Annotated in this window: 20 protein-coding genes; 12 read left to right on the forward strand and 8 right to left on the reverse strand. The window is 69.3% G+C overall.

Annotation, left to right across the window (positions count from 1 at the left end; genetic code table 11):
- Positions 1 to 59: 59 nt before the first annotated feature.
- The 5 genes from EV685_RS01500 (at position 60) to EV685_RS01520 (ending at position 8,021) form a co-directional block, all read left to right on the forward strand.
- A complete protein-coding gene (locus EV685_RS01500; RefSeq protein WP_130480223.1) occupies positions 60 to 1,283 on the forward strand; it encodes an SCO family protein in 1,224 nt (407 codons plus the stop codon).
- Positions 1,283 to 2,989: a cytochrome c/ABC transporter substrate-binding protein gene (locus tag EV685_RS01505; protein WP_130480224.1), complete on the forward strand. Its 1,707-nt coding sequence runs from the start codon at positions 1,283 to 1,285 to the stop codon at positions 2,987 to 2,989. Before EV685_RS01500 ends, EV685_RS01505 begins: the two co-directional genes overlap by 1 nt.
- A 566-nt stretch (positions 2,990 to 3,555) precedes the next feature.
- On the forward strand, positions 3,556 to 4,932 hold the full coding sequence (locus EV685_RS01510) for a hypothetical protein (protein ID WP_130480225.1): 1,377 nt from the start codon (positions 3,556 to 3,558) through the stop codon (positions 4,930 to 4,932).
- 18 nt (positions 4,933 to 4,950) lie between these two features.
- A complete protein-coding gene (locus EV685_RS01515) occupies positions 4,951 to 7,578 on the forward strand; it encodes a fibronectin type III domain-containing protein (RefSeq protein WP_130480226.1) in 2,628 nt (875 codons plus the stop codon).
- A gap of 137 nt (positions 7,579 to 7,715) precedes the next feature.
- Positions 7,716 to 8,021 carry a hypothetical protein gene (locus EV685_RS01520; RefSeq protein ID WP_130480227.1) on the forward strand — a complete coding sequence of 102 codons (306 nt, stop codon included), beginning with the start codon at positions 7,716 to 7,718 and terminating at the stop codon, positions 8,019 to 8,021.
- A 55-nt stretch (positions 8,022 to 8,076) separates the two neighbouring features.
- Here EV685_RS01520 and parC read toward each other — a convergent pair whose 3' ends face one another.
- From parC to EV685_RS01540, 4 genes are all read right to left on the reverse strand, one after another.
- Positions 8,077 to 10,410 carry a DNA topoisomerase IV subunit A gene (gene parC, locus EV685_RS01525; protein ID WP_420820795.1) on the reverse strand — a complete coding sequence of 778 codons (2,334 nt, stop codon included), beginning with the start codon at positions 10,408 to 10,410 and terminating at the stop codon, positions 8,077 to 8,079.
- 76 nt (positions 10,411 to 10,486) lie between these two features.
- Positions 10,487 to 11,017: a hypothetical protein gene (locus EV685_RS01530; protein WP_130480228.1), complete on the reverse strand. Its 531-nt coding sequence runs from the start codon at positions 11,015 to 11,017 to the stop codon at positions 10,487 to 10,489.
- A gap of 34 nt (positions 11,018 to 11,051) precedes the next feature.
- On the reverse strand, positions 11,052 to 11,927 hold the full coding sequence (locus EV685_RS01535; protein ID WP_130480229.1) for an OmpA family protein: 876 nt from the start codon (positions 11,925 to 11,927) through the stop codon (positions 11,052 to 11,054).
- A gap of 230 nt (positions 11,928 to 12,157) precedes the next feature.
- The gene (locus EV685_RS01540; protein WP_130480230.1) at positions 12,158 to 14,137 is read right to left on the reverse strand and encodes a DNA topoisomerase IV subunit B; all 1,980 of its coding nucleotides are present in this window, start codon (positions 14,135 to 14,137) and stop codon (positions 12,158 to 12,160) included.
- A 186-nt stretch (positions 14,138 to 14,323) separates the two neighbouring features.
- Here EV685_RS01540 and EV685_RS01545 point away from each other — a divergent pair, with 186 nt between their 5' ends.
- The 6 genes from EV685_RS01545 to bamC all read left to right on the forward strand — a co-directional run bounded on the left by EV685_RS01545 (position 14,324) and on the right by bamC (position 19,243).
- Positions 14,324 to 15,043, forward strand: coding sequence for a hypothetical protein (locus EV685_RS01545; protein WP_130480231.1), 720 nt, complete (start codon positions 14,324 to 14,326; stop codon positions 15,041 to 15,043).
- An 89-nt stretch (positions 15,044 to 15,132) separates the two neighbouring features.
- On the forward strand, positions 15,133 to 16,356 hold the full coding sequence (locus tag EV685_RS01550; protein WP_130480232.1) for an MFS transporter: 1,224 nt from the start codon (positions 15,133 to 15,135) through the stop codon (positions 16,354 to 16,356).
- The gene (locus tag EV685_RS20525; protein WP_165396673.1) at positions 16,353 to 16,523 is read left to right on the forward strand and encodes a hypothetical protein; all 171 of its coding nucleotides are present in this window, start codon (positions 16,353 to 16,355) and stop codon (positions 16,521 to 16,523) included. Before EV685_RS01550 ends, EV685_RS20525 begins: the two co-directional genes overlap by 4 nt.
- Before the next feature lie 10 nt (positions 16,524 to 16,533).
- The gene (locus EV685_RS01555; protein WP_130480233.1) at positions 16,534 to 17,067 is read left to right on the forward strand and encodes a class I SAM-dependent methyltransferase; all 534 of its coding nucleotides are present in this window, start codon (positions 16,534 to 16,536) and stop codon (positions 17,065 to 17,067) included.
- Positions 17,068 to 17,150: 83 nt separating this feature from the next.
- Positions 17,151 to 18,032: a 4-hydroxy-tetrahydrodipicolinate synthase gene (gene dapA / locus EV685_RS01560; RefSeq protein ID WP_130480234.1), complete on the forward strand. Its 882-nt coding sequence runs from the start codon at positions 17,151 to 17,153 to the stop codon at positions 18,030 to 18,032.
- An 8-nt stretch (positions 18,033 to 18,040) separates the two neighbouring features.
- On the forward strand, positions 18,041 to 19,243 hold the full coding sequence (bamC, locus tag EV685_RS01565; protein ID WP_242615366.1) for an outer membrane protein assembly factor BamC: 1,203 nt from the start codon (positions 18,041 to 18,043) through the stop codon (positions 19,241 to 19,243).
- A 131-nt stretch (positions 19,244 to 19,374) separates the two neighbouring features.
- Here bamC and EV685_RS01570 read toward each other — a convergent pair whose 3' ends face one another.
- A complete protein-coding gene (locus EV685_RS01570; protein WP_130480235.1) occupies positions 19,375 to 19,557 on the reverse strand; it encodes a hypothetical protein in 183 nt (60 codons plus the stop codon).
- Between the two features lie 308 nt (positions 19,558 to 19,865).
- Positions 19,866 to 21,089, reverse strand: a complete 1,224-nt coding sequence (locus tag EV685_RS01575) for a JmjC domain-containing protein (RefSeq protein WP_420820796.1) — start codon at positions 21,087 to 21,089, stop codon at positions 19,866 to 19,868.
- A 46-nt stretch (positions 21,090 to 21,135) separates the two neighbouring features.
- On the opposite strand from EV685_RS01575, the gene EV685_RS01580 reads away from it, so the two are divergent.
- Positions 21,136 to 21,657 (forward strand): FKBP-type peptidyl-prolyl cis-trans isomerase, encoded by a 522-nt coding sequence (locus EV685_RS01580; RefSeq protein ID WP_130480236.1) that lies wholly within the window; start codon positions 21,136 to 21,138, stop codon positions 21,655 to 21,657.
- Between the two features lie 23 nt (positions 21,658 to 21,680).
- Here EV685_RS01580 and dut read toward each other — a convergent pair whose 3' ends face one another.
- Together dut and coaBC are read right to left on the reverse strand one after the other, a co-directional pair.
- A complete protein-coding gene (gene dut, locus EV685_RS01585; protein ID WP_207224736.1) occupies positions 21,681 to 22,133 on the reverse strand; it encodes a dUTP diphosphatase in 453 nt (150 codons plus the stop codon).
- Positions 22,134 to 22,191: 58 nt separating this feature from the next.
- Positions 22,192 to 23,466 (reverse strand): bifunctional phosphopantothenoylcysteine decarboxylase/phosphopantothenate--cysteine ligase CoaBC, encoded by a 1,275-nt coding sequence (coaBC, locus tag EV685_RS01590; protein WP_242615367.1) that lies wholly within the window; start codon positions 23,464 to 23,466, stop codon positions 22,192 to 22,194.
- Positions 23,467 to 23,540 lie beyond the last annotated feature (74 nt).

Genomic DNA, 23,540 nt, shown 5'->3' on the forward strand with positions numbered 1-23,540 from the left:
TCACCGACAACCGAGCCCCGAGCCCTGAGCCCTGCCCTTTGAACCGGATCGATCCACGCATGTCCTTGCCCCTCGTGTTCCCTCGCATCCTCGGCACCTTGCTGACCGCCGCTGCGCTGCTGGTGGCCGCCACGGCCGCCTCAACGGTGTCGGCCGCTCCGTCGGCTGCGGCTGCGGCCAACAGCGCCAAGTTGGCCGACAGCGACAAGCTGACCGTCAAGCTGCCCGATGTCGAGGTGCTGGACCAGGAGGGCCGCAAGCGCCGCTTCGGCCGTGACCTGGTCGCGGGCAAGCGGGTGGCGATCAATTTCATCTTCACGTCCTGCACCACGATCTGCTCGCCGCTGAGTGCGACCTTCAAGGCCATGGACGAGGAACTGCGACGGCAGGCCGGCCCGGAGGTGCAGTTCATCTCCATCAGCGTCGACCCGCTGACCGACACGCCCGCCGAGCTGCGCAAGTTCGGTCGCAAGTTCGACGCCGGCGCCAACTGGACCTTCGTGACCGGTTCGCGGGCCTCGATCGACGCCATCCTCAAGGCCTACGACGTCGGCACCGGCAATGCAGAGGACCACTCGCCGATGGTCTGGCTCGGCCATGAACCGAGCCAGCGCTGGGTCCGCACCTACGGGCTGGCATCCCACAAGCTGCTGGTTGACCGACTGACCAGCCTGGACAAGCCCGCGCCCAAGGCCGCCGCCGCATCGGCCGCCACCTCGCCCGAAGAAGCTGCCGCGCTGGACCGGATGCGCCAGGTGGCCAGCCAGGCCGCTGGCCGGGCGGGCGTGCAGCAGGCCTCGCCCGGCACCCGTGGCGTCGAGTACTTCACCAACCTGCCGCTGGTGACGCAGGAACGCCCCCGCGTGCGCTTCTACGACGACCTGATCCGCAACCGGGTGGTGCTGATCACCTCCTTCTACGCCAGCTGCAAGGACGTCTGCTCGCCCGTCACGCACAACCTCGCGCGTGTCCAGGAGCAACTGCAGGATTCGGTCAAGACACCCGTCCAACTCATCTCGATCACCACCGACAGCGGCTTCGACACGCCCGAGGTGCTGCGCGACTACGCCGAGCGGCACAGCGCCGGCCCGGGCTGGTCCTTCGTCACCGGCAAGAAGGAAAACGTCGACTGGGTGCTGCACAAGCTGGGCCTCTACAACGAGAAGCCCGAGCAGCACACCGCCGTCCTGTGGGTCGGCAATGACCGCACCGGCGCGTGGCTGAAGCTGCACGCGCTGGCCCCGCCCGAGGCCATCGTGGCCGCCGTGCGCAAGGTGCTTTGATGCTGGGAGGTTCCCCGCATGCCCAGCGCCCGCTGGTCCGCCGCCTGATCGTCGCGTCCCTGTTGCTGACCTGGACCGGCCTGTTCGGCACGGCTGCCATCGCGGCCGATCCGGTCGTGGCGGTCGTGGCGGTCGACAGCGATCCGGCCGAGCAGGCCCGCAAGGCCGGTCGCACCATCTTCCTGGAAGGCCGCAACCGCCACGGCGAGGCCATCCAGGCGCGCGTCGGTTCCGGCCTCGCGCTGCAGGGTGACGCCGTGGCCTGTGCGCGCTGCCACGGTCCGGAAGGCGCCGGCAACCGCGAAGGCGGCCTGACCGCGCCCGCGCTGGACTGGAACTCGCTCAGCCAGGCCCGCAGCGCCAGCCCCGGCCTGCTGCCGCGCAGTCGCTACGACGATGTCGCGGTGCTGCGTGCGCTGCGCCAGGGCGTCGATGTGGAAGGCCGGCCTCTGTCCACGGCGATGCCGCGCTTCACGCTCGCCCCACGCGAGGAAGCCGACCTGCTGACCTATCTGCGCAGCCTTGGTCAGTCGCTCGACATCGACCCCGGCCTGACCCCTGACCGCGTGGTCCTGGGCGGCGTGCTGCCCTTGAGCGGCCCGCTGGCCGCAGCCGGTCAGGCCGCCGACGCGGCGATCCGTTCCTGCGTCGCACAGGCCAACCGCGAGGGTGGCATCCACGGTCGCCAGCTCGCGTGGCAGGCGCTGGACGCCCACAAGCTGGCACCGACCGAGATCGCCCGGCAGCTGCGTGAGCAGAGCTTCGCGGTGGTCGCACCCTGGTGGGGCGATCTGGGCAGCCAGGACCTGGTCGAGCGGCTGGCCGGGGTGCCGCTGATCGGACCGCTCGGCGCGGCCACCGAGCTGGATCAGCCCCAGCCCACGCTCTTCGCTGTCGCCCCGCAGCTCAGCCAGCAGGTCCGCAACCTGGTCGACGCGGTCGCGCTCGGTGAACTCGCCGAACAGGTGTCGGTGCACCGCCCGGACAACGTCCGCCTGAGCGTGATCGCCAGCCCTGCCGCTCACCACCGGGCGGCGCTGGTCAGCAGCCAGCGACAGGCCCAGAACCATCCCAACCTGACGCTGTCGATCTGGCAACCCAAGCTGGGACTGTCGGACGCCGGGCAGCTCGCCGACGCGCTGCGCTGGCTCGCCGCCCAACCCCGGCAGGATGCGGTGCTGGTGCTCGGCCCGTCCAACTGGATGCGATCGGTGACCCAGTCAGGCCGTGGCCGCCAGCCGCTGGCGGAGGCCGACAAGTCCCCGTCGGGCAGCGCGCAAGGCCCCCTGATCCTGGGCGCGTTTGCCGAACAGGGGCAGGCCGTCCTGGATTGGCCGGCCAGCCTGCGCGATCGGCTGCGACTGAGCCACACGGTGCCCGAGGATGCCCCGCTCGATCCGGGCCCCTTGCGGCAGGCGCTGGCCAGCGTCGACGCCAGCCTCAGCCACCCCGCCGTGCAGAGCCTGGCCCACGCCGCCGCCTGCCTGACCATCGACGGCCTCAAGCGCGCCGGACGAGACCCGAGCCGGGCCCGCCTGCGCGTCGCCCTGGAATCGGTGCGGGACTTCCGCACGGGTGTGGTCGGACCGCTGAACTACTCGCGGCAAAGCCACCTGGGCACCGTCGGCAGCGCCATCGTGCGCATCTCCGCCGACGGCCGTCGCCTGGAAACCGTGCGCGAATGGCGCACGCCGCAAAGCTGGTGATTCATTTCTGATTCAGGAATATGCAGCGCCCTTGCTGCATCCATGGGGTCATCTGCGCCCTGCGATGACCCACTTGGGCACTTCATCACACCATGTGGGTCTGATCTTCTTTAAGAACGCCTAAGCCCGATTCAGCCGGCTATTTCACGCCGACACTGCGTTCATCTGAAGACCTGCTTCAGGAATTTCGGGCCATACCGATAACACCGGCGACGCCTGAAATCACGTTCCAGACCTTTTCGGCGCCACGGTTCGACGATCCGTCAACACGGCAAGTCGTTGAATTTGTTGATAAAAGCCCTCGAAACGGAAGCACGGAGCCGACCTTGCCGAATCTGAAACTGATGCATTTTCGAGATTCTGAACAAAACCTGAATCATTTACCCCCCTTGATTCAGGTTAAGGATCTTGAAGAAACCAAAACATTCGATCCACACTCCGTTCAACCGTTCTGAAGGCCCACTGAAGGCCCAACTGGGTGACCCAAGAATCCTGCCGATCCTGAAGTCCCCAGCCCTTCCAGCCGAACCCGACACGACGTCTCCTCGTTTCTTGAAGGAACTCCGATGACCCAAAGAAAACTCGCCGCAGCGATCGCCCTGATCCTGGGTGTCGCGACCAGCCCGCTGATGGCGGCGGTCTGCAAGCCCAACGCCGCCACGCCGTTCTCGGCCTCCGCACCGGATGCCGTCAACGGCTTCCCGCGCGTGATCGCGGACTCCGAAGGCGTCAGCCTGGTGATCTGCAACCCGTTGTCCGACCCGGGCAACGTCGGCGGCTGCTTCTTCGACCCGGTGATTCCCGGCAACGCCTTCTCCGAGGCCATCGGCTTCGGTGCCGAAGGCTTCTGGTTCCTGTCCGAAGCCAACTTCGCCGACCCGCAGGGTGCTGGCTACAACGTGCTGATCGTGATGGGCGCGGAAGCGGCCTTCGCGGCCGAGAACCCGGCCCAGGGCGAACAGTTCCCGTTCACCCGCCTGCGTGTGCGCATCGACGCACCGGTGGCCGGCGTCTACAAGCTGACCCACCCCTACGGCAGCAAGGAATGGGTCGTGACCGCCCCGGGTCGCCGCGCGATCAACGACACCGCCGACATCCAGTTCTTCGCCGCGCCGAACGTGGTGCTCGAAGAAGGCGATGTGCCGGCCCGCACCAATCAGGGCGTCGTTGGCCCTTGGCTGCGTTGGAGCACGTCCGAAGCCAATGGCCTGCAGCCGGGCGAACAGCAAGCACCGGCCGGCTTCCTGGGTGACGGCGCGACGCCGCACACCGTGGTCGGCAGCCCCTGCGGCACCAACTACGCCGAGCTGACGGTGACCGACCTGGTCACCGGCGCCGAGATCACCCGCTTCCGCACCGACCGCTTCACGGTGCAGGGCCTGATGGCGCCGGACGCCGAGCGCATCACCCCGCTGGTGATCGACAACGCCTACTACTCGAAGAACGGCAGCCAGGTCGACCTGCACGTCTTCACGACGGCTCCGACCACCGCGAGCGTCAACGCCCGCGCCATGGACGTCACCCCCACGGGCGAAGTCGAGATGGTCGCCGGCCCGCTGCTGACCGAGAACACCGGCCGCTTCTACCAGTCCTTCCGCGTCTCCGATGTCGGCAACCTGCCCGAGTCGGTGATCGTGCAGGCCTCCAACCTGCCGATCAGCCCGGCCCGCTCGCAGCGCCTGGCCGTCACCGACCTGGTGACCATCGGCACGGCCAGCGCCTCCTGCGCGGCCAACACCACCAACTGCACGGTCAACGTCACGGCGACGTCGAGCGACCCGGATGCCCAGCTGACGCTGGACATCGGCGGTGGCCGCACGTTCAACGCCTCGGCTGCTGCCGGCGCCTCCTTCACGGTCACCGGCCTGAGCGGGCTGCCTGCCCGCGTCAAGGTCAGCTCCGACCGCAAGGGTTCTGCCAGCAAGCCGCTGACGATCAACTAATCACCGCGAGACACTGACATGCAACGCAAACTCATTGCCGCCCTGGTCGCAGGTGCGCTCGAGATCTACGCCGGTTCGGTCGCGGCGCAGACTGTTTCCTGTGCCGCTGCGGCCAATCCCGCAGCCCCGAGCGCCCAGTTCTTCACCGTTGGCGCGCTGAACCCGGTCACGGGTTACGGCGAATACGTCAAGGACAGCAACGGCCTGGCCCTGCAGATCTGCAAGGACCCCGGCATGTGCTTCTTCGACCCGCAAGTCCCCGGCAACCTCCAGTCCGAGCAGACCGGCACCGGCGGCGAGTCCTTCTTCTGGCTGGCCGACAGCATCACCCTCGACGCCGTCACCGGCTTCGAGCTGCGCTTCGTGATGGCCGCCGAGGCGACCTACACGGTCGAGGAACCGACGCCCGGCGAGCAGCTGACGTTCACGCGCTTTCGCATCCGCATGAACACGGACCAGCCCGGCCGCTACCGCATCCACCACCCGTGGGGCACGCATGAGGTCGAGGTCCAGGTGATCGACGCCGCCGGCTGGGAGATCAACGAGACCTTCGACATCGCATTCCGCCCCGGTCAGACCGATGCCTGCGGCAAGGTCGGCCCGTGGCTGCAATGGACCGACACCGGCGACGCCGGTCTGCTGCCGGGCGAGCGCCCCGCCAGCGACCTGCCCCCCGGCTTCATCGGTGACGGCGGCACGCCGCACACCGTCAAGGGCGCAGATCGCAACCACGTGATGATCGAAGCGGTCGGTCTGCTCGACGAGACGCCGGTGAACTTCGCGGTTGACGCGGCTGGCCTGCCGACGAACACCATCTTCAACCCGCTGTTCGTGGTGCAGGGTCAGAAGTGGGACGGCGACACCCAGGCCATCCTTGCCTCGGACCGCATCACCTACCGCCGCGATGCCGGCACCAACCAGACCCGCGTCGATGCCTTCGCGGTCTCCGGTGTCGACAGCACCGTCACGGTCAAGGACGTGACGACCACGGCCGCCCAGGGCACGGGCATCACCTCGGCCGTGACGCTGGACAAGGACGCTGGCGTGTTCTCGACCGCCCAGGGCATCGGCGCCAAGGCACCGGGCGCGGCCAACCTGCCGCTGGGTCTGGAGCTGGTCGCCAACGGCGTGAACGCCAACGGCAGCGCCGGCCAGACCACCCGCCTGGTGCGTGGCCTGAAGGACTCGGTCGTCATCAGCCAGGCCGACTACGACCCCGTCGCCGGCACGCTGACCGTGCGCGCCACGTCCAGCGATGCGGCGGTGGCCCCGTCCGCGCTGATCATCGACGAGACCGCCACGGCCGCCATCGGCACGCCGATCTCGACCCGTGTTCCGCCGGCCAGCGTCACCGTCCAGTCGCCGGCCGGTGGCTCGGACACCGCCCAGGTGCGCGTGGTCGACCAGACCGTGCTGCAGGCCCCGACCGGCGCCACGGCGACGGTGCAGGGCAACGCCGTGCTGGTGACCTGGACCGACGCGTCCAACGAGATCGAGTACCGCTTGCAGCGCTTCGTCAACGGCGAGACGACCGGCACCACGCTGGCCGCCGCGATCGGCACCAACGTCGTGGAATACGCCGACACCGGCGTCACCGACGACATGAGCTACGCCTACAAGGTGGTTTCCGTTCGCGGTGCCGAGACGGCGGAGTCGACGCTGTCCAACGCGGTGGCCACACCGGTGATCGCCCCGGTGATGACGTCGGTGGTGCCGCAGGCCGCCAACCCGACCACCGCCCTGGTGGTGCGTTGGACCCGCGCTTCGACCAACCTTCGCGCCTACAACATCTACCGCAGCGATGCCAACGGCCAGAACGAAGTCCTCGCCGGCACCCGCAACGCAGGCGCAGCCCTCCAGTTCGCCGACACGGGCCTGAGCCCGGACACGACCTACACCTACCGGGTTGAGGTGGTGGCCCAGAACGGCGCCAACCAGTCGGCGACGATGAGCGGCAAGACCCGTGCGGCAGAGGTCACGCTGACGGCACCGAGCGATCTGCGCATCGCCGCTGGCGCCGCTGCCAATTCGGTCGCGCTGGCATGGACCGACGCCGCCAACGGCGAAACCGGCTACCGGATCGGGCGTCAGCGCCTGGCCCTGAACGCCGCCAACACGCTGGCGAACTCGGGCGCCTTGGCCAATCGCACGGTCAACACGCCGAACCTGTCGGCCTACAACGCCACCACGGCGCACACCGGCACGAACCTGGCGGCGGGCCTGGCCGCACCGGGCATCTACGACTACATCGTCACGCCGATGAACGGCGCTGCGGCTGGCGCCGTGTCGGCCACCGTGCGCTACTACAACGGCGCCGTGCCCGTCCCGCGCGCCGTCCGGGTGGCGCAGACCGGTCCGATGACGTTCACGGTGGCGGCCGGTGCTGCAAACGCAGGGGTCACGTCCTACGAGGTTCAGTACTGCCTGGGCACCATCAACACCTGCACGGCCACGTCCAGCAACTGGGAGGCCTACCCGAACGCCGGCCGCACGCAGGTCGGCACGACGGTCTCGGTGCCCACCACCAGCCTGCCGGCGGGCCGGGGCAACGTGCGCTTCCGCGTGCGCAGCCTGACGGTCGACAACATCGGCGGCAGCTCGCTGTGGGCGATGTCGTCCAGCGCGCCGGTCATCACCCGGCCCTGATCGCCGATGCGGGCCAGGTGCCCGCACCCCGGTCTCTTGCGAACGCGCCCTCCGGGGCGCGTTTTTTCTTGGTGCAAACGCTCGGGGACGGTGAGAACATCGTTCTGCCCAAGATCCCAAGCGCAGGAGATCGCACCATGGAACAGCGCCCCGCCCCCAACCCCGCCCACGATCTGCACGAAGGCCTGCAGACCTGGGCCCAGCAGCAGCAACGCTACTGGCATGAATGGATGGAGGCCGGCCAGCTCTGGCTGTCCTGGTGGGTGTCGACCCTGCCGCCGGTCAACTGGCCGCCAGCCGGCACGGTCTTGCCGCCGGCTCAGCCGGTCCGCCACGCCACGCCGCCGACCCAACACGCGGTCCCGTCACAGGACACCGCAGCGGTCGCCCCCAAGGCCGCGCCCGCCCGCAAGCCGCGGGCAGCGGCACAGCGCCACCACTGAACCCACCGGCCGGCCAGCGAGCCGGCACCGCCAGATCAGGCCGGATCAGGCCAGATCAGCCCAATGCCTGGATGGCCTGGACCTTGAGCCGGCCCGACCAGTCGCGGCCCTTGCGGGCGCGCTTGTTGGCATAGGGCTGCAGCGCGACGGTGCGCAGGTCCTCGTCACGCGGCTGGCCATTGCGGCCGATCACGGTGATGCGCACGCCGCCGGCATAGCTGACCGCGCCGGCCAGCGTGTCACCGTCGTCCAGCGACATCAGCATCAGGCCACGGCCACCGCCGGGCTGGTGCTTGAGGTCGTCCAGCGCAAAGGTCAGCAGCGCGCCCTTGACGCTCAGGCAGGCCACCTGGCGGTGTTCGGCCAGCACACGCACGGGCGCCAGCCAGGTCTCGCCGGCTTCCAGCGTCAGGAAGGCCTTGCCGCTCTTGTTGCGGCTGATGAGGTCGCCGACCTTGGCCAGCAGGCCGGTCGCGCCGCTGTGGGCCATCAGCAAGGTGGTGTCCTGTGGTGCGGCGAGGTAGTGCAGCACCTGGGTGCCGCTCTCCAGCTCGATCAGACTGGTGATGGGCACGCCATCGCCACGGGCGCCCGGCAACTGGCTGACCGGCACCGAATAGGTCCGGCCATTGCTGCCCATGATGATCAGCGGATCGACGGTGCGGCACTCGAAGGTGCCGTAGAGCGCATCGCCGGCCTTGAAGGCGAAAGCGCCAGCGTCATGGCCGTGGCCGGTGCGGGCCCGCACCCAGCCCTTCTGGCTGACCACGACGGTGACCGGCTCATCGACCACCTTGACCTCGGCAACGGCCTTCTTCTCGGCCTGGATCAGCGTGCGGCGCTCGTCGCCATGGGCCTTGGCATCGGCCTCGATCTCGCGGATCAGCACACGCTTGAGCGAGCCTGGGTTGGCGAGGATGTCGCTGAGCTTGGCCTCCTCGCCGCGCAGCTCGGCGAGTTCCTGCTCGATCTTGATGCCTTCGAGCCGCGCCAGCTGGCGCAGCCGGATTTCGAGGATGTCCTCGGCCTGGCGGTCGCTCAGGCTGAAGCGGGCGATCAGCGCCGGCTTGGGCTCGTCGCTTTCGCGGATCAGCCGGATGACCTCGTCGATGTTGAGCAGCACCAGCTGCCGGCCTTCGAGCACATGGATGCGGTCGCGCACACGGCCGAGCCGGTGTTCGGTGCGGCGGCGCACCGTCGTCTGGCGGAAGCCGACCCACTCGACCAGGCTCTGGCGCAGGCTCTTCTGCGTCGGTCGGCCGTCGGCGCCCACCATCGTCAGGTTGATCGACGCGGAGCTTTCCAGGCTGGTGTGCGCCAGCAGCGTGGTGATCAGCTCCTGCTGGCTGACGGTGCGGCTGCGCGGCTCGAACACCAGGCGCACGGCGGCGTCCTTGCTGGACTCGTCACGCACGCCGTCGAGCACCGCCAGCAGCGTGGTCTTGAGCTGCAGTTGCTCGGCGCTGAGGGCCTTCTTGCCGGCCTTGATCTTGGGGTTGCTGAGCTCCTCGATCTCCTCCAGCACCTTCTGGCTGCTGGTCCCGGGCGGCAACTCAGTGACGATGAGCTGCCACTGGCCGCGTGCCAGGTCCTCGATCTTCCAGCGCGCGCGCACCTTGAGCGAGCCGCGGCCGCTGCGGTAGGCCTCGCGGATGTCGGCCGGGCTGCTGATGATCTGGCCACCGCCGGGGTAGTCCGGGCCGGGCAGCAGGTCGGCCAGCGTGTCATCGCCCAGGGCCTCGTCGCGGATCAGGGCGATGGCGGCGGCGGCGACCTCGCGCAGGTTGTGGCTGGGCACTTCGGTCGCCATGCCCACCGCGATGCCCGAAGCGCCATTGAGCAGCACAAAGGGCAGACGGGCCGGCAGTTGCCGCGGCTCCTCGGTCGAGCCGTCGTAGTTGGGCACGTAGTCGATCGTGCCCTCGTCGATCTCGTCGAGCAGCAGGCGCGAGATCGGCGCGAGCCGCGCCTCGGTGTAGCGCATCGCGGCAGCACCATCGCCGTCGCGCGAGCCGAAGTTGCCCTGGCCGTCGATCAGCGGGTAGCGCAGGCTGAAGTCTTGCGCCATGCGCACCAGCGCGTCGTAGGCGGCGGTGTCGCCGTGCGGGTGGTAGCGGCCCAGCACATCGCCCACGACGCGGGCGCTCTTGACCGGCTTGGCACCGGCATTGCCCGCAAAGGACAGGCCCATGCGCTGCATCGCGTAGAGGATGCGGCGCTGCACCGGCTTCTGGCCGTCGCAGACGTCGGGCAGGGCCCGGCCCTTGACGACGCTCAGCGCGTATTCGAGATAGGCCCGCTCGGCGTAGTGGGCCAGCGTGAGGGCGTCGGCGCTGCTGCCCGGGGCGGGCGGCGGCGGCGGCGCGAAATCCATCGGAGTCTGTTGCATCGTCCCGCGAGGTCGGCCCATGTGCCTTGCGGCAGGGCCAGGCTGGAAAGGCGCGGGATCTTAGCGTCCCGACTTGTCAGGACGCGACGGGGCCCTGCAGGCGGAAGGAACGTTCGGCGGCCAGCTGCTCCTGCAGGTTCTGGCGGTCGCGCTCGTGGTGGCCCAGCGCCTGCGCCAGTTCGGCGCGTCCGGCGGCAACCTGCTTGCGCAGCGTCTCCAGTTCCTCTCGGTTCTTCTGACGTTCGGTCATCAGCGCACGGCGCACGCCCTCGGCCTTGGCCAGGTCGCCATTGACGCGCATCAGCATCTGGCTGAGCTCGCGGATCTGGCGATCGCGCTCGTTGATGCGTGCCTGCATGCCGGCGGCATCGGCGGTGGTCTGCTCCAGCGCGACGTTGGCCTCCCAGCGCGCGGCTTCCAGGGCGGCCAGCGCCGCGTCGTTCTCGGCACTGACGCTGTAGAGCTGCTCGGTGTGTCGGAACTCCAGCTCCATGCGGGTCGCCTCGGTCCTGGCGCTCCAGAAACGACGCGCGACCGACACGCCGATCAGCACGCCGAGCACGGCGACCAGCAACAGGTAGATCCAGAGTTGGGCAAGCAGGAACATGGCGGAACCTCGTTCAATCTCGGTGGGGGACGCCTCAGCGCGGCGTCAGCGCAGCGAGCCGGAACTCGACCCGGTTGCGGCTGGCCAGGCGGGCTTCAGGGCGGACCGCGACGCTCGCGGTCGATGCGGCAGGGGCCGAGGAGCTGGCGGCCGCTTCGGCCAGGGCCGTTTCGATCGCCTCCGGCGCCTGGGCCAGGGCCTCGATCTGGCCAGCGGGCACGCCGTCGACCATCAGCGCGGCGGCAATCGCGGCCGCCCGGCGTTCGCCCAGCGCGACATCGCCACGCCGCGCGCCGGTGCTGTCCAGCGGCGCCTCGACGATCACGCGCCAGTTGCTGCAACGCAGGGCCAGGGCGGCCAGTTGCTGCAGCGACTGGCTGTTGGCGCGGTCCAGCCTTGCCGAACCGGGCCTGAAGCGCACGGGACGGGTTTCCTGCACGGTCTGGAAGGCCTTGCTGCAGGCCGCCAGCGTGGGGCCCTTGCCGCGGCTCTTGCCGGCACCGGGCGCCGGCAGGTCGGCCAGCAGGTCGACCTCGGGCTCGGGCGCCGGCTTGGGCGGCCGGGGCGGCAGTTGTTCGTTCAGGCGGGTGTGGTCTTCCAGGGCCCAGAACACGCCCGGCAGTCCGGCATAGGGCTCGACCACCTCATGGGCGAGGTCGACCAGCGCGGTGCGGCTGATCGGATCGGGCGCCGTGCCCGACAGCACACCGGTGCTGCCTTCGACCTTGACGTTCGCCCAACCGTAGCCCGCATCGGCCAGGCTCTGGTTGATGCGGCTTTCTGCCAGCTGGCGCAAGGTATCGGGTCGGCCTGCGCCGTGGGCAAACACCGCCCAGCCCAAGACCACGACGCCCAGCGCGCACAGCCAGACATCCCACCCCACACCGCGCCCCGTTCGGGCTCTTTCCACGTTCTGCTACCCCCAACACGCTTGTTCAGTTCCGGCGCCGCTTTATCACCCCAGCGGGCCGCCGCAACAAAATGTAGCGAGTTCAGGCGGGATTTTCGGCCCTACCCAAGCGACCGCCCCGTGCCCACGGGGGCCTGTCGGCGTGATGGAGCACCGGTTTGCAAGATTCAGGCAGAAACGGTGTGGCGTGGGGGCACTCGGGGCAGTGGTTGGTGGCCGTGGCGACAGGCTCAGATGTCGACCTCGACCGAGTCGCCGTGCAGTTCCATCAGGGCACGCCGGGCAGCGGCTTCGCCCTTGCCCATCAGCTTGTCCATGGCCTCGACCGTGTCCGCAAAGGCGACCGTGCCCCAGTCGACCCGCAGCAGGCGGCGGGTGTCGGGGTTGAGCGTGGTCTCCCACAGCTGCTCGGCATTCATCTCGCCCAGGCCCTTGAAGCGGCTGATGGTCCAGCTGCCCTCGCGGGCCCCTTCCTTGCGCAGCTTGTCCAGCGTCGCCTGCAGTTCGCCCTCGTCGAGCGCATAGAGCTTGACCGCCGGCTTGCGCCCGCGCGCCGGGGCGTCGACGCGGAACAGCGGTGGCTTGGCGACGTAGATGTGGCCGGTCTCGATCAGCTTGGGGAAGTGGCGGAAGAACAGCGTCAGCAACAGCACCTGGATGTGCGAGCCGTCGACGTCTGCATCGCTGAGGATGCAGACCTTGCCGTAGCGCAGCCCGCTCAGGTCGGGCTGGTCGTCCGGGCCGTGCGGGTCGACGCCGATGGCCACCGCGATGTCGTGGATCTCGGTGTTGGCAAACAGCCGGTCGCGTTCGACCTCCCACGAGTTCAGCACCTTGCCGCGCAAGGGCAGCACCGCCTGGGTCTCCTTGTCGCGGCCCATCTTGGCGCTGCCGCCGGCCGAGTCGCCCTCGACCAGGAAGACCTCGTTGAAGGCCAGGTCGCGGCTCTCGCAGTCGGTCAGCTTGCCGGGCAGCACCGCCACGCCGGAGCCCTTGCGCTTCTCGACCTTCTGGCCGGCACGCTGGCGCGCCTGGGCTTGCCGGATGACCAGTTCGGCGAGCTTCTTGCCATGGTCGACATGCTGGTTGAGCCACAGCTCGAAGGCCGGCCGCACGAAGGCGGTGACCAGGCGCAGCGCGTCGCGGCTGTTCAGTCGTTCCTTGGTCTGGCCCTGGAACTGCGGGTCCAGCACCTTGGCAGACAGCACGAAGCTGGCGCGGCCGAAGACGTCGTCGGGCATCAGCTTGACGCCCTTGGGGCACAAGGCATGCAGCTCGACAAAGCCCTTGACCGCCTGGAACAGACCGTCCTTCAGACCGGCCTCATGGGTGCCGCCGGCCACCGTCGGGATCAGGTTGACGTAGCTCTCGCGCAGGTTGGCGCCGTCCTCGCAGAAGGCCACGCTCCAGGCGGCGCCCTCGCCTTCGGCGAAGTTCTCGGTCTCGCCGGCACCGGCGTACTGCTCGCCCTCGAAGGGCGGGATCAGCGCGTCGCCGGTCAGGTTCTGGCGCAGGTAGTCGCCCAGGCCGCCCTGGTAGAGCCAGGTCAGCGTCTCGCCGGTCTTCTCGGTCGTCAGCGTGACGCTCACGCCCGGCATCAGCACAGCCTTGCTGCGCAGCAGGTGGATCAGCTCCTGACGCGGCAACTCGGCGCTCTCGAAGTACTTCGCGTCCGGCCAGACCCGCACCGAGGTGCCGCTGCGGCGCTCGCCGCTGGCCAGCGGGCGGATCTGCAGCGGCTCGATCACGTCGCCACCGGAGAACACCAGCGTGGCGACCTGCTTGTCGCGGTGGACCTGCACCAGCAGGCGGGTCGACAGCGCGTTGGTGACGCTCACGCCCACACCGTGCAGGCCGCCCGAGAAGCTGTAGGCGCCGCCCGAGCCCTTGTCGAACTTGCCGCCGGCATGCAGCCGGGTGAAGACGATCTCGATGACCGGCACCTGCTCTTCCGGGTGCAGGCCCACCGGGATGCCGCGGCCGTCGTCATCGATGCTGACGGAGCCGTCGACGTGCAGGGTCAGCGCGATGCGCTTGCCGTGGCCGGCCAGGGCCTCGTCGGCGGCGTTGTCGATGACCTCCTGCACGATGTGCAGCGGGTTGTCGGTGCGGGTGTACATGCCCGGTCGCTGCTTGACCGGCTCGAGGCCCTTGAGGACACGGATCGAGGCTTCGCCATAGGCGGGGGTGGACTTCGGGGGGGTCGCCATGGCGGCGGATTCTAGGCAGCCGGTTGGGGCCACCCGAAGCGCTGTGCCTGTCACGCCAAGACACATCTGGCGCCGTCCGGCCGGCCATGCGCCGGTCAGCCAGGTGCTAGCCTCCGGCCGTTTTGTGCAGACGCAGCAAAATGCGCGTTCCTGCATGCACCTGCAGCAAACCCGAAAGGATCCCCCATGCAAGCTCGTCTGAAGTTTCTCGCCGGCGCCACCCTGCTGGCCTGCGGCGCGGCACAGGCCGCCGACATCAATGCGGTCGGCAGCCTGACGCAGAGCCAGTTCCGCCTGTTGAGCGAAGACCTCGGCTCGGCCATCGCCTACAAAGCCATGACGCCGGCCGAAGGCCTCGGCCTGATCGGCTTCGACATCGGCGTGGGCGTGACCGGCACCAAGCTGGAGAACGTCAGCGCCCTGATCGCCGCAGCCGGTGGTTCGGACGTTCCTTCGACGCTGCCGCTGGTCAGCGTGCGCGCGGTCAAGGGCCTGCCCTTCGGCGTGGACGTCGGCGTCGCGCTCGGCTCGGTGCCCGGCAGCAATGTGCGCACCCGCGGTGGCGAGCTGCGCTGGGCCTTTGTCGGCGGCGGCATGCTGACCCCGGCGATCGCGGTGCGTGCGGCCATCAACAACCTGGCCGGCGTGGACAGCCTCAAGGTCGACACGACCAGCCTGGACGTCTCGATCTCCAAGGGCTTCGTGATGTTCACCCCGTACGCGGGCGTGGGCACCGTCAAGGTCAAGACCTCCGCACCCGGCACCACGCTGGCGGGCGAGTCCTTCAACCAGAAGAAGATCTTCGCGGGCGTCAACGTCAACCTCGGCCTGGTCAACCTGGCCCTGGAGACCGACAAGACCGGCGAGGCCACCAGCTACGGCGCCAAGGTCGGCCTGCGCTTCTGATCCTGCTCGGTGCCCCGCGCTGCGCGGGGCCACGACACAACACGGGGCGCCATCGAGCGCCCCGTGGCTTGTTTGGCTACATTGCCCGGATGAGTTCAACCCCAGATTCCACGCCGCGCCTGTCGATGCAACAGGTGCTGCTGTGCGGCGCCCTGATCGTCACGCTGTCCATGGGCATCCGCCACGGCTTCGGCCTGTGGCTGGGCCCGATCACCACCGAGCGAGGCTGGAGCCGCGAGACCTTCGCCTTCGCACTGGCGGTCCAGAACCTCGCCTGGGGCGTTGCCGGCCCTTTTGCCGGCATGCTGGCTGACCGCTTCGGCGCCCTGCGTGTCCTGATTGGCGGCAGCTTGTTCTACGCGGCGGGCCTGGCACTGATGGCCATGGCGCCGACCGGCCTGGCCTTCACCGGCAGCGCCGGCCTGTTGGTGGGCATCGCGCAGTCGGGCTGCACCTACGCGATCGTCTATGGCGTGATCGGCCGCCAGATCGACCCGGCCAAGCGCTCCTGGGCCATGGGCGTGGCGGCAGCCGCCGGCTCCTTCGGCCAGTTCCTGATGGTGCCGGTCGAGAACTACCTGATCTCCAGCCTGGGCTGGCAGCAGGCGCTCTATGCGCTGGCCCTGCTCGCCCTGGTGATCATCCCCTTGTCCTTCGGCCTGAAGGAGCCCAAGGCCGGCCCGGGCCCTGGCGGCGTCCAGCAAAGCATCGGCGCGGCGCTGCGCGAGGCGTTTGGCTACCGCAGCTTCCAGCTGCTGATGGCGGGCTACTTTGTCTGCGGCTTCCAGGTGGTCTTCATCGGCGTGCACATGCCCAGCTACCTCAAGGACCACGGTCTGGCGCCCGAGGTGGCGACGGGCGCGCTGGCACTGATCGGGCTGTTCAACGTCTTCGGCACCTATGCGGCCGGCGCGCTGGGCCAGAAGCTGGCCAAGCGCCACATCCTGGCCGCGATTTACGGCGCACGTTCGGTCGCCATCGTGGTGTTCCTGAGCGTGCCGCTGACGCCGCTGTCGGTCTACGTCTTCTCGGCGGTGATGGGCGTTCTGTGGTTGTCGACCGTGCCGCCGACCAACGCGATCGTGGCCCAGGTCTTTGGCGTGCGCTACCTGTCGATGCTGGGCGGCTTCGTGTTCTTCAGCCACCAGATCGGCTCCTTCATGGGCGTCTGGCTGGGCGGTCGCCTCTATGACAGCACCGGCAGCTACGACGTGGTCTGGTGGATCGCGGTCGCGCTGGGCGTGTTCGCCGCGCTGATCAACCTGCCGGTGCGCGAGACCGCGATCGTGCGTCCGGCCGTGGCGGGCGCATGAACCCGAACCCCTTGCACACGCCCGATCCGGTGCCCGGCCTGCCCCGCTGGCTCAAACGTGCGATGGCCGGACTGGCCGTCGCAGGGGTGCTGACAGCGGTCGGCCTGAGCTACCTGAGCACCGGCATGGTGGTCGACCTCGCCAACCGCTTCTGGTCCTGCTTCTGATCGGATCCCGATGACGATGCCCTCGGACTGGGTGCTGCGCCACACCCGTGACCTGGCGCCCGGCCGCCGCGTGCTGGACCTCGCCTGCGGCAGCGGCCGGCATGTGCGCTTGCTGGCCGCACAAGGCCATGCGGTGACCGCGCTGGACCGCGATGCCGCTGCCCTCGCCACGCTGGCGGATGTCGCCGCCGAATGCATCGAGGCGGACATCGAAGGCGGCCCCTGGCCACTGCACGGCCGGCGCTTCGACCTGGTCGTCGTCACGAACTACCTGTGGCGCCCGCTGCTGAGCCAGATCACCGCCTGCGTCGCACCGGGCGGGCGGCTGGTCTACGAGACCTTCGCGCTCGGCCATGAGCAGCACGGTCGCCCGACCCGGCCCGACTTCCTGCTGCGCCCCGGCGAGCTGCTGGGCCTGGCCGAACCTGGCTTGCAGGTCGGCGCCTACGAGGAAGGCCTGCTCGACGGCCCGCTGCGACGGGTCCAGCGCATCGTCCTCGACCGTGTCGGCGCCGATGGCGTCGCGCCCGTTCTGCGGCTCTGACACGACACCTGTCGCCCCGTGCGCGCCGTCAGGCTCGTGTGACCCCCACCGCTAGAATCGCCGGCTCGCAAGGAACCCAGCCCATGAATCCGATTGTTGGCAGCATCGTCGCGCTCGTGACGCCGATGCAAGAAGACGGCAGCGTCGACTACCCCGCACTGCGCCGCCTGATCGACTGGCACATCGCCGAAGGCACCGCCTGCATCGGCGTGGTCGGCACCACCGGCGAGTCGCCGACGGTGTCGGTCGACGAGCACTGCGAGATCATCCGCGTGGCCGTCGAACAGACCGCCGGTCGCGTGCCGGTGATGGCCGGTGCGGGTGGCAACTCCACCCGCGAGGCGATCGAACTGGCCAAGTTCGCCAAGTCGGTCGGCGCCGACTGCACGCTGAGCGTCGTGCCCTACTACAACAAGCCGTCGCAGGAAGGCATCTACCAGCACTTCCGCGCGATCGCCGAGGCGGTCGACATCCCGTCGGTGCTCTACAACGTGCCCGGCCGGACCGTCGCGGACATGCTGCCCGAGACCACGCTGCGCGCGGCCACGCTGCCCGGCGTCATCGGCATCAAGGAAGCCACCGGCAACATCGAGCGCGCCTGCTGGCTCATCAAGCAGGCGCCGAAGGGCTTCTCGGTCTACTCCGGTGACGACGGCACCGCCGTCGCGCTGATGCTGCTCGGTGGCCACGGCAATGTCAGCGTCACGGCCAACGTCGCCCCGCGCGCCATGGCCGACCTGTGCCGCGCCGCCGTCGCTGGCGATGCCCGCACCGCCACCGAGATCCACTTCAAGCTGCTGGGCCTGCACAAGCTGCTGTTCGCAGAGCCCAATCCGACGCCGGTCAAGTGGGCCATGGCCCGCATGGGCCTGTGCGGTGGCGCACTGCGCCTGCCGATGGTGCCGATGAGCGCCCACCTCGAGGCAGGCCTCGAGCAGGCCATGCACGACGCCGGCTTGATCTGACGACCACGATGACGATGTCCCGCTCGACGAAGTCCCCGCGCCTGCGCCCGCTGACCGCCTCCGTGCTGACCTTGCTGGTCGCCCAGGGCCTGGTGGGTTGTCAGGCCCTCTCCAACACCTTCGGCAGCAGCAAGGTCGACTACCGCGCCAAGGCCCAGCCAGCCACGCCGCTGGACGTGCCCCCGGACCTGACCCAGCTGTCCAGCGATCCGCGCTACCAGCCACCGACCGGCGCGCCGATCAGCGCCAACGCGCTGCAAGGAGCCGCCCGGGCCGCCACCGCAAACGCACCGTCGGCGACCGCTCCCGTTGCACCAGCGGGCACGCCCAGCCTGCGCATCGAACGGGTCGGCAACCAGCGCTGGCTCGTCAGCAACCAGACGCCGGAACAGCTCTGGCCGCAGTTGCAGGACTACTGGCGTGCCAACGGCTTCACGCTGACCCTCGACCAGCCCCAGTTCGGCCTGATGGAGACCGACTGGCTGGAGAACCGCGCCAAGCTGCCGCAAGACGGCCTGAACCGGCTGCTCAACCGCGTCTTCGACAGCCTGACCGACAGCGGTGAGCGGGACCGCTACCGCATGCTGGTGGAACGCAGCTCGCAGGGCAGCGAGATCACCATCACGCACACAGGCGCCTCGCAGGTCGTGATGGCGGGCAACACGTCATCGGCCGACCAGGTCCGCTGGCAGTCACGTCCCAGCGATCCCAGCATGGAAGCCGAAATGCTTGCGCGCCTGCTGGTCGCCCTGAGTCCCGCCACGGCTGCCGCGCCCAGCGCAGCGGCCGTCGCCGAGGCCGGCAAGTCTGTGGCCTCTGCGCCCGTCAGCCCGCCGCGAGCCCGCTTCGAAGGCCCCACCGGCTCCACCACGCTGCAGGTCGACGATGGCTTCGAACGCGCTTGGCGCCGGGTCGGTCTGGCACTCGATCGCGGCGGCTTCACGGTCGAGGACCGTGACCGCAGCCAGGGCACCTACTTCGTGCGCTACATCGATCCGAAGCTCGCCGGTGCCGAGCAGCCCAACTTCCTGTCCCGCCTGTTTGGCAAGGACAAGCCGGATGCCACGGGCCGTCGCTACCGGGTCAAGGTTTCCGCCCAGGGCAACAGCGCCAGCACGGTGGCCGTGCTGGAGGCCGATGGCGTCGCCGCAAAGGCCGGCGACGAATCGACCCGCAACATCGCGCAGCTGCTGCTCAACGAACTGCGCTGAAGCACAGCCTTCACCAGACGGTCAAAAGCCACCCCCAGGGGTGGCTTTTTCGCTTCAGGGCCTGCAACGGCCTTCAAGCAGACGCAAAAAAGCCGCCCGAAGGCGGCTTGGCATTGCTTGACTGAAGAGGATCAGTTCGAAGCAGCGGAAGCAGCCGGGGCAGCGGCTTCGGAAGCGGCGGGCGCAGCAGCCGGAGCCGAAGCTTCAGCGGCGGGGGCAGCGGCCGGCGCGGCCGGGGCGGCTTCTTCCTTCTTGCCGCACGCGGCCAGGGCAGCGGCAGCGATCAGGGCGGCCATCAGGAGCGACTTGTTCATGCTTGTGTCCTCAGACAGTAAATTGCAGTGGTGACGATGCGGAATCGATCCTGGCTGGAGGGCATACAGCTTGCGCCGTCCGCTTTGGACCAGGTCAGGCGCGAAATTTCAGAATGAATTCGCGTCCAGCCCGCGATGATACATGGTCAACCCGGTTGACAAGCTGACCTGCGAGGAATAACGGGTCAAAACGCGACGGGTTGACAGTACGGGTTGTTGCTGATCCGAAACGCGAAGATGGTGCAGAACCTCGGCAGACATGCACACCCGGGGTGCGCTGGGGCCAGCAGAGCCGCGGGCCAAGGCGTTCAGGTGGGCAACAGCCAGCCGTCCTCGACCCATTGCGTGAGCAGCTCTTGAAGCTCCGGGCTGGCCTTGGCGACGCTGGCGGCGTCCAGCGCGCGGGCATCGGCCAGCTGCTGCAAGGCGCGGGCATCACGCCCGGCGGCGCGCCAGGACTCACCGTTGCAGTAGACACGCCGATCGTCATAGAGCAGGCAGGTGCGCGGATCCAGCCGCACACCGCAGCCCTCGGGCATCGTGCGGCCCGGGTCAAAGCTGATCTGCGCCTTGGGCTCGCTGAGGTACTCGCCCAGCGCCTGCGCCAGCGCACCCGGCTCTGCCAGCGCGCGCGTCAGCGCCGCCTGGGCGTAGTCGTGCAGGGCCGCCGGGATGCGTCCGGGCGCATCGGTTGCGAGCTGGCCCGGATCGCGGTAGACCGGCGGACGCGCGCCACCATCGGCCTCGTCGTCGACCGCATCGGCCAGACGCAGCAGCGTTTCGCGCACCAGCTCGCTGCGGCCCGGCGAGCGGAAGCCGACCGAGCAGGTCATGCAGTCGCCGCCGACCGCGTCGCCGTCGTGCGCCCAGCCGGGCGGCAGGTAGAGCATGTCGCCCGCCTCGAGCACCCATTCCTGTTCGGCCACGAAGCCGTCGATGATCTTGAGCGGCAGGCCTGGGCGCAGCTCCGCGTTGGGCATGCGGCCGATGCGCCAGCGGCGCTGGCCTTGCACCTGGATCAGGAAGACGTCGTAGGAATCGAAGTGCGGCCCCACGCCGCCGCCATCGCTGGCCCAGGACACCATCAGGTCGTCCAGCCGGGCCTGGGGCACGAAACGGAAGCGGTTGAGGATGGCTTCGGCGGCCGGCACATGCAGGTTCAGGCCCTGCACCAGCACGGTCCAGCCGGGCTTGCTGGCCGACGGCAGGGCGCGACGCGGCATCGGGCCGCGACGCAGCTGCCAGGCCTCGCGACCGGGTTCGCCTTCACGCCGGATCAGGCGCGATTCGACGTCGTCACGCTCGACCAGCGCGAACAGCTCGGCCCGGCTGAGCGGCGGCACCACGCCGGGCAGCGCCTGGCGCACCAGCAGCGGCTTGCGCTGCCAGTGGCGGCGCATGAAGGCCTCGGCACTGAGACCGCCGAGCAGCTCGCTGCCCACGTCCAGCGGCGCGACGGCGGCATCGGGATGGGGGCGCTGCGCCGGGGCAACAGCGGTCTTCTGGGGGGACGTTGGGTTCTTCTTGGGCATGGCACGGATTCTGCCGGGCCCCGGCACGCATGCGATGATTCCCGCCATGCTCATCACCGCACCCTGCGTCGTCAGCCTGAGCTGGCGACTTGAAGACGCCCACGGCAACCTGATCGACCACCTCGACGAACCCGTCGAATTCTTCTACGGCGGCGATGACCTGCTCGCCAAGGTCGAGGAGGTCATCGCCGGACAAGGCGCCGGCTTCGAGGCCACGCTGCACCTGGAACCCGAACATGCCTTTGGCGAGTACGACGCCAAGCTGGTCTTCTTCGAGGCCCGCGACATCTTCCCCGAGGCGATCGCCACCGGCATGCAGTTCGAAGGTCCGCCCGAAGGCAGCCTGACGCCCGACCTGCCGCGCGACGTCATCTACACCGTCACCGAGGTCTACGACAGCCATGTCGTGCTGGACGGCAACCATGCGCTGGCCGGCATCGCGCTGGTCTTGCAGTTGCAGGTCCGCGACGTGCGCGAAGCGACCGAGGAAGAGTCCGACAACCGCAGCGTCGACAAGGACGGCCTCAGCCTGCTCAGCCTCGCGCCGGCCAACCAGCACCTGCACTGACGTCCGGGAGCCTCGGCCCGGCCTCAGCCTCGTCCGGTCGACCCGAAACCGCCCTCGCCCCGCGCCGACACGCCGAAGTCGTCGACCTCGCGGAAGGCGGCCTGAACCACCGGCACGATCACCAGCTGGGCGATGCGCTCCAGCGGGGCGATCGTGTAGGCCGTCGCGCTGCGGTTCCAGGCGCTGACCATCAGCGGGCCCTGGTAGTCGCTGTCGATCAGGCCGACCAGGTTGCCCAGCACCAGCCCGTGCTTGTGGCCCAGACCGGAGCGCGGAAGGATCACCGCCGCCAGCCCGGGGTCAGCGATGTGGATCGCCATGCCGGTGGGGATCAGCACGCTGGCGCCTGGCGCCAGCTCCAGCGGTCCGTCGATGCAGGCGCGCAGGTCCAGGCCGGCCGCGCCAGGCGTGGCGTAGGCCGGCAGGGACTCGCGCAGGCGTGGGTCGAGGATCTTGAAGTCGATGCGGGTCGTCATGGGGGTCGTCACGGGGAGCGTCACAGGGATCGTCACGGGCAGGGATTCCGAGCCGGTGTCAGACGCGACGCGGCAGGCGCGAGGCGATCTCGCGCACCAGCTCACGGGCCAGCGCCAGTTTGTCGAGCGCCCGACCGTCGGCCGGCAGCGGCTGTTCGCCGTGGGCATCCACCAGCAGCAAGCTGTTGTCGTCGCGGCCAAAGGTCGCCGGACCCAGGTTGCCGACGATCAGCGGGACCTTCTTGCGCACCAGCTTTTCGCGCGCATGCAGCGCCAGCTTCTCGCTCTCGGCGGCAAAGCCGACGCAGAACGGCGGCTGCGGCAAGGCGGCGACGGCGGCCAGGATGTCGGCGTTCTCGCTCAGTTCGAAGGTCGGTGCGACCTTCTTGCCGTCCTTCTTGATCTTGTGCTGACTCAGCGCCGCCGGTCGCCAATCGGCCACGGCCGCCGTCGCCACGAAGACATCGTGGCGCGAGGCCGCCGGCAGCACCTCATCGTGCATCTGGGCGGCCGAGCGCACGTCGATGCGCCGGACGCCACGCGGCGTGTCGAGGTGGACCGGACCGGCCACCAGCGTGACGGCAGCCCCCGCCTCGCGGGCCGCACGCGCGATCGCGAAACCCATCTTGCCGCTGGACAAGTTGGTGATGCCGCGCACCGGGTCGATGGCCTCGAAGGTCGGGCCGGCCGTGATCAGCATCGAGACGCCCGCCAGCGGCTTGGGCGACAGCACGGCGATCAGCTCCTCGACGATCGGCGCGGCTTCCAGCATGCGGCCGTCGCCGATCTCGCCGCAGGCCTGCTCGCCGGCATCGACGCCGAGCGCCACGGCGCCGTCGGCCACGACCTGGCGCAGGTTGCGCTGGGTCGCAGGGTGGGCCCACATCTCGCGGTTCATCGCCGGTGCCAGCACCAGCGGGACGCGGTCCGCGCCACTGCCCCAGGGCCGCGCCAGGCAGGTCAGGCCGAGCAGGTCATCGGCGCGTCCCTGGGCCAGCCGGGCGATGCAGTCGGCGGTCGCCGGCGCGATCAGGATGGCATCGGCGCCGCGGGTGAGGTTGATGTGCGGCATGCCGTTGGGCTCGCGGCCATCCCAGATCTCGGTGGCCACCGGGTGGCCGGACAAGGCCTGCATCGTCTCGGCGGTGATGAAGCGGCGCGCGCCGTCGGTCATCACGACCTGCACGTCCGCACCGGCCTTGACCAGCAGGCGCAGCAGTTCGGCCGACTTGTAGCAGGCGATGCCGCCGCTCAGGCCCAGCACGATGCGCCGACCGGCCAGATCGCGGCGGGGGGCGTTCGGGGCGTCGTTCTCGGCAACGTTCTGGGGCACGTTCTGGGGCTGCGCAGTCATGGGCCGCGAGTCTAAACGGGGCCTGCCAACGTTCCATCTGTCATGAACCCAAG

This window comes from Sphaerotilus mobilis, assembly GCF_004216565.1.
In the GTDB taxonomy this organism is placed as follows: Bacteria; Pseudomonadota; Gammaproteobacteria; order Burkholderiales; family Burkholderiaceae_C; genus Sphaerotilus; species Sphaerotilus mobilis.

Coding starts and splice junctions, on each gene's coding strand:
- dapA (WP_130480234.1), top strand. CDS start 17,151: ATGAATCCGATTGTTGGCAGCATCGTCGCGCTCGTGACGCCGATGCAA.
- EV685_RS01570 (WP_130480235.1), bottom strand. CDS start 19,557: ATGAACAAGTCGCTCCTGATGGCCGCCCTGATCGCTGCCGCTGCCCTG.
- dut (WP_207224736.1), bottom strand. CDS start 22,133: ATGACGACCCGCATCGACTTCAAGATCCTCGACCCACGCCTGCGCGAG.
- parC (WP_420820795.1), bottom strand. CDS start 10,410: ATGCAACAGACTCCGATGGATTTCGCGCCGCCGCCGCCGCCCGCCCCG.
- EV685_RS01500 (WP_130480223.1), top strand. CDS start 60: ATGTCCTTGCCCCTCGTGTTCCCTCGCATCCTCGGCACCTTGCTGACC.
- EV685_RS01540 (WP_130480230.1), bottom strand. CDS start 14,137: ATGGCGACCCCCCCGAAGTCCACCCCCGCCTATGGCGAAGCCTCGATC.
- bamC (WP_242615366.1), top strand. CDS start 18,041: ATGACGATGTCCCGCTCGACGAAGTCCCCGCGCCTGCGCCCGCTGACC.
- EV685_RS01580 (WP_130480236.1), top strand. CDS start 21,136: ATGCTCATCACCGCACCCTGCGTCGTCAGCCTGAGCTGGCGACTTGAA.
- EV685_RS01550 (WP_130480232.1), top strand. CDS start 15,133: ATGAGTTCAACCCCAGATTCCACGCCGCGCCTGTCGATGCAACAGGTG.
- EV685_RS01510 (WP_130480225.1), top strand. CDS start 3,556: ATGACCCAAAGAAAACTCGCCGCAGCGATCGCCCTGATCCTGGGTGTC.
- EV685_RS01515 (WP_130480226.1), top strand. CDS start 4,951: ATGCAACGCAAACTCATTGCCGCCCTGGTCGCAGGTGCGCTCGAGATC.
- EV685_RS01520 (WP_130480227.1), top strand. CDS start 7,716: ATGGAACAGCGCCCCGCCCCCAACCCCGCCCACGATCTGCACGAAGGC.
- EV685_RS01555 (WP_130480233.1), top strand. CDS start 16,534: ATGACGATGCCCTCGGACTGGGTGCTGCGCCACACCCGTGACCTGGCG.
- EV685_RS01545 (WP_130480231.1), top strand. CDS start 14,324: ATGCAAGCTCGTCTGAAGTTTCTCGCCGGCGCCACCCTGCTGGCCTGC.
- EV685_RS01575 (WP_420820796.1), bottom strand. CDS start 21,089: ATGCCCAAGAAGAACCCAACGTCCCCCCAGAAGACCGCTGTTGCCCCG.
- EV685_RS01530 (WP_130480228.1), bottom strand. CDS start 11,017: ATGTTCCTGCTTGCCCAACTCTGGATCTACCTGTTGCTGGTCGCCGTG.
- EV685_RS01505 (WP_130480224.1), top strand. CDS start 1,283: ATGCTGGGAGGTTCCCCGCATGCCCAGCGCCCGCTGGTCCGCCGCCTG.
- EV685_RS20525 (WP_165396673.1), top strand. CDS start 16,353: ATGAACCCGAACCCCTTGCACACGCCCGATCCGGTGCCCGGCCTGCCC.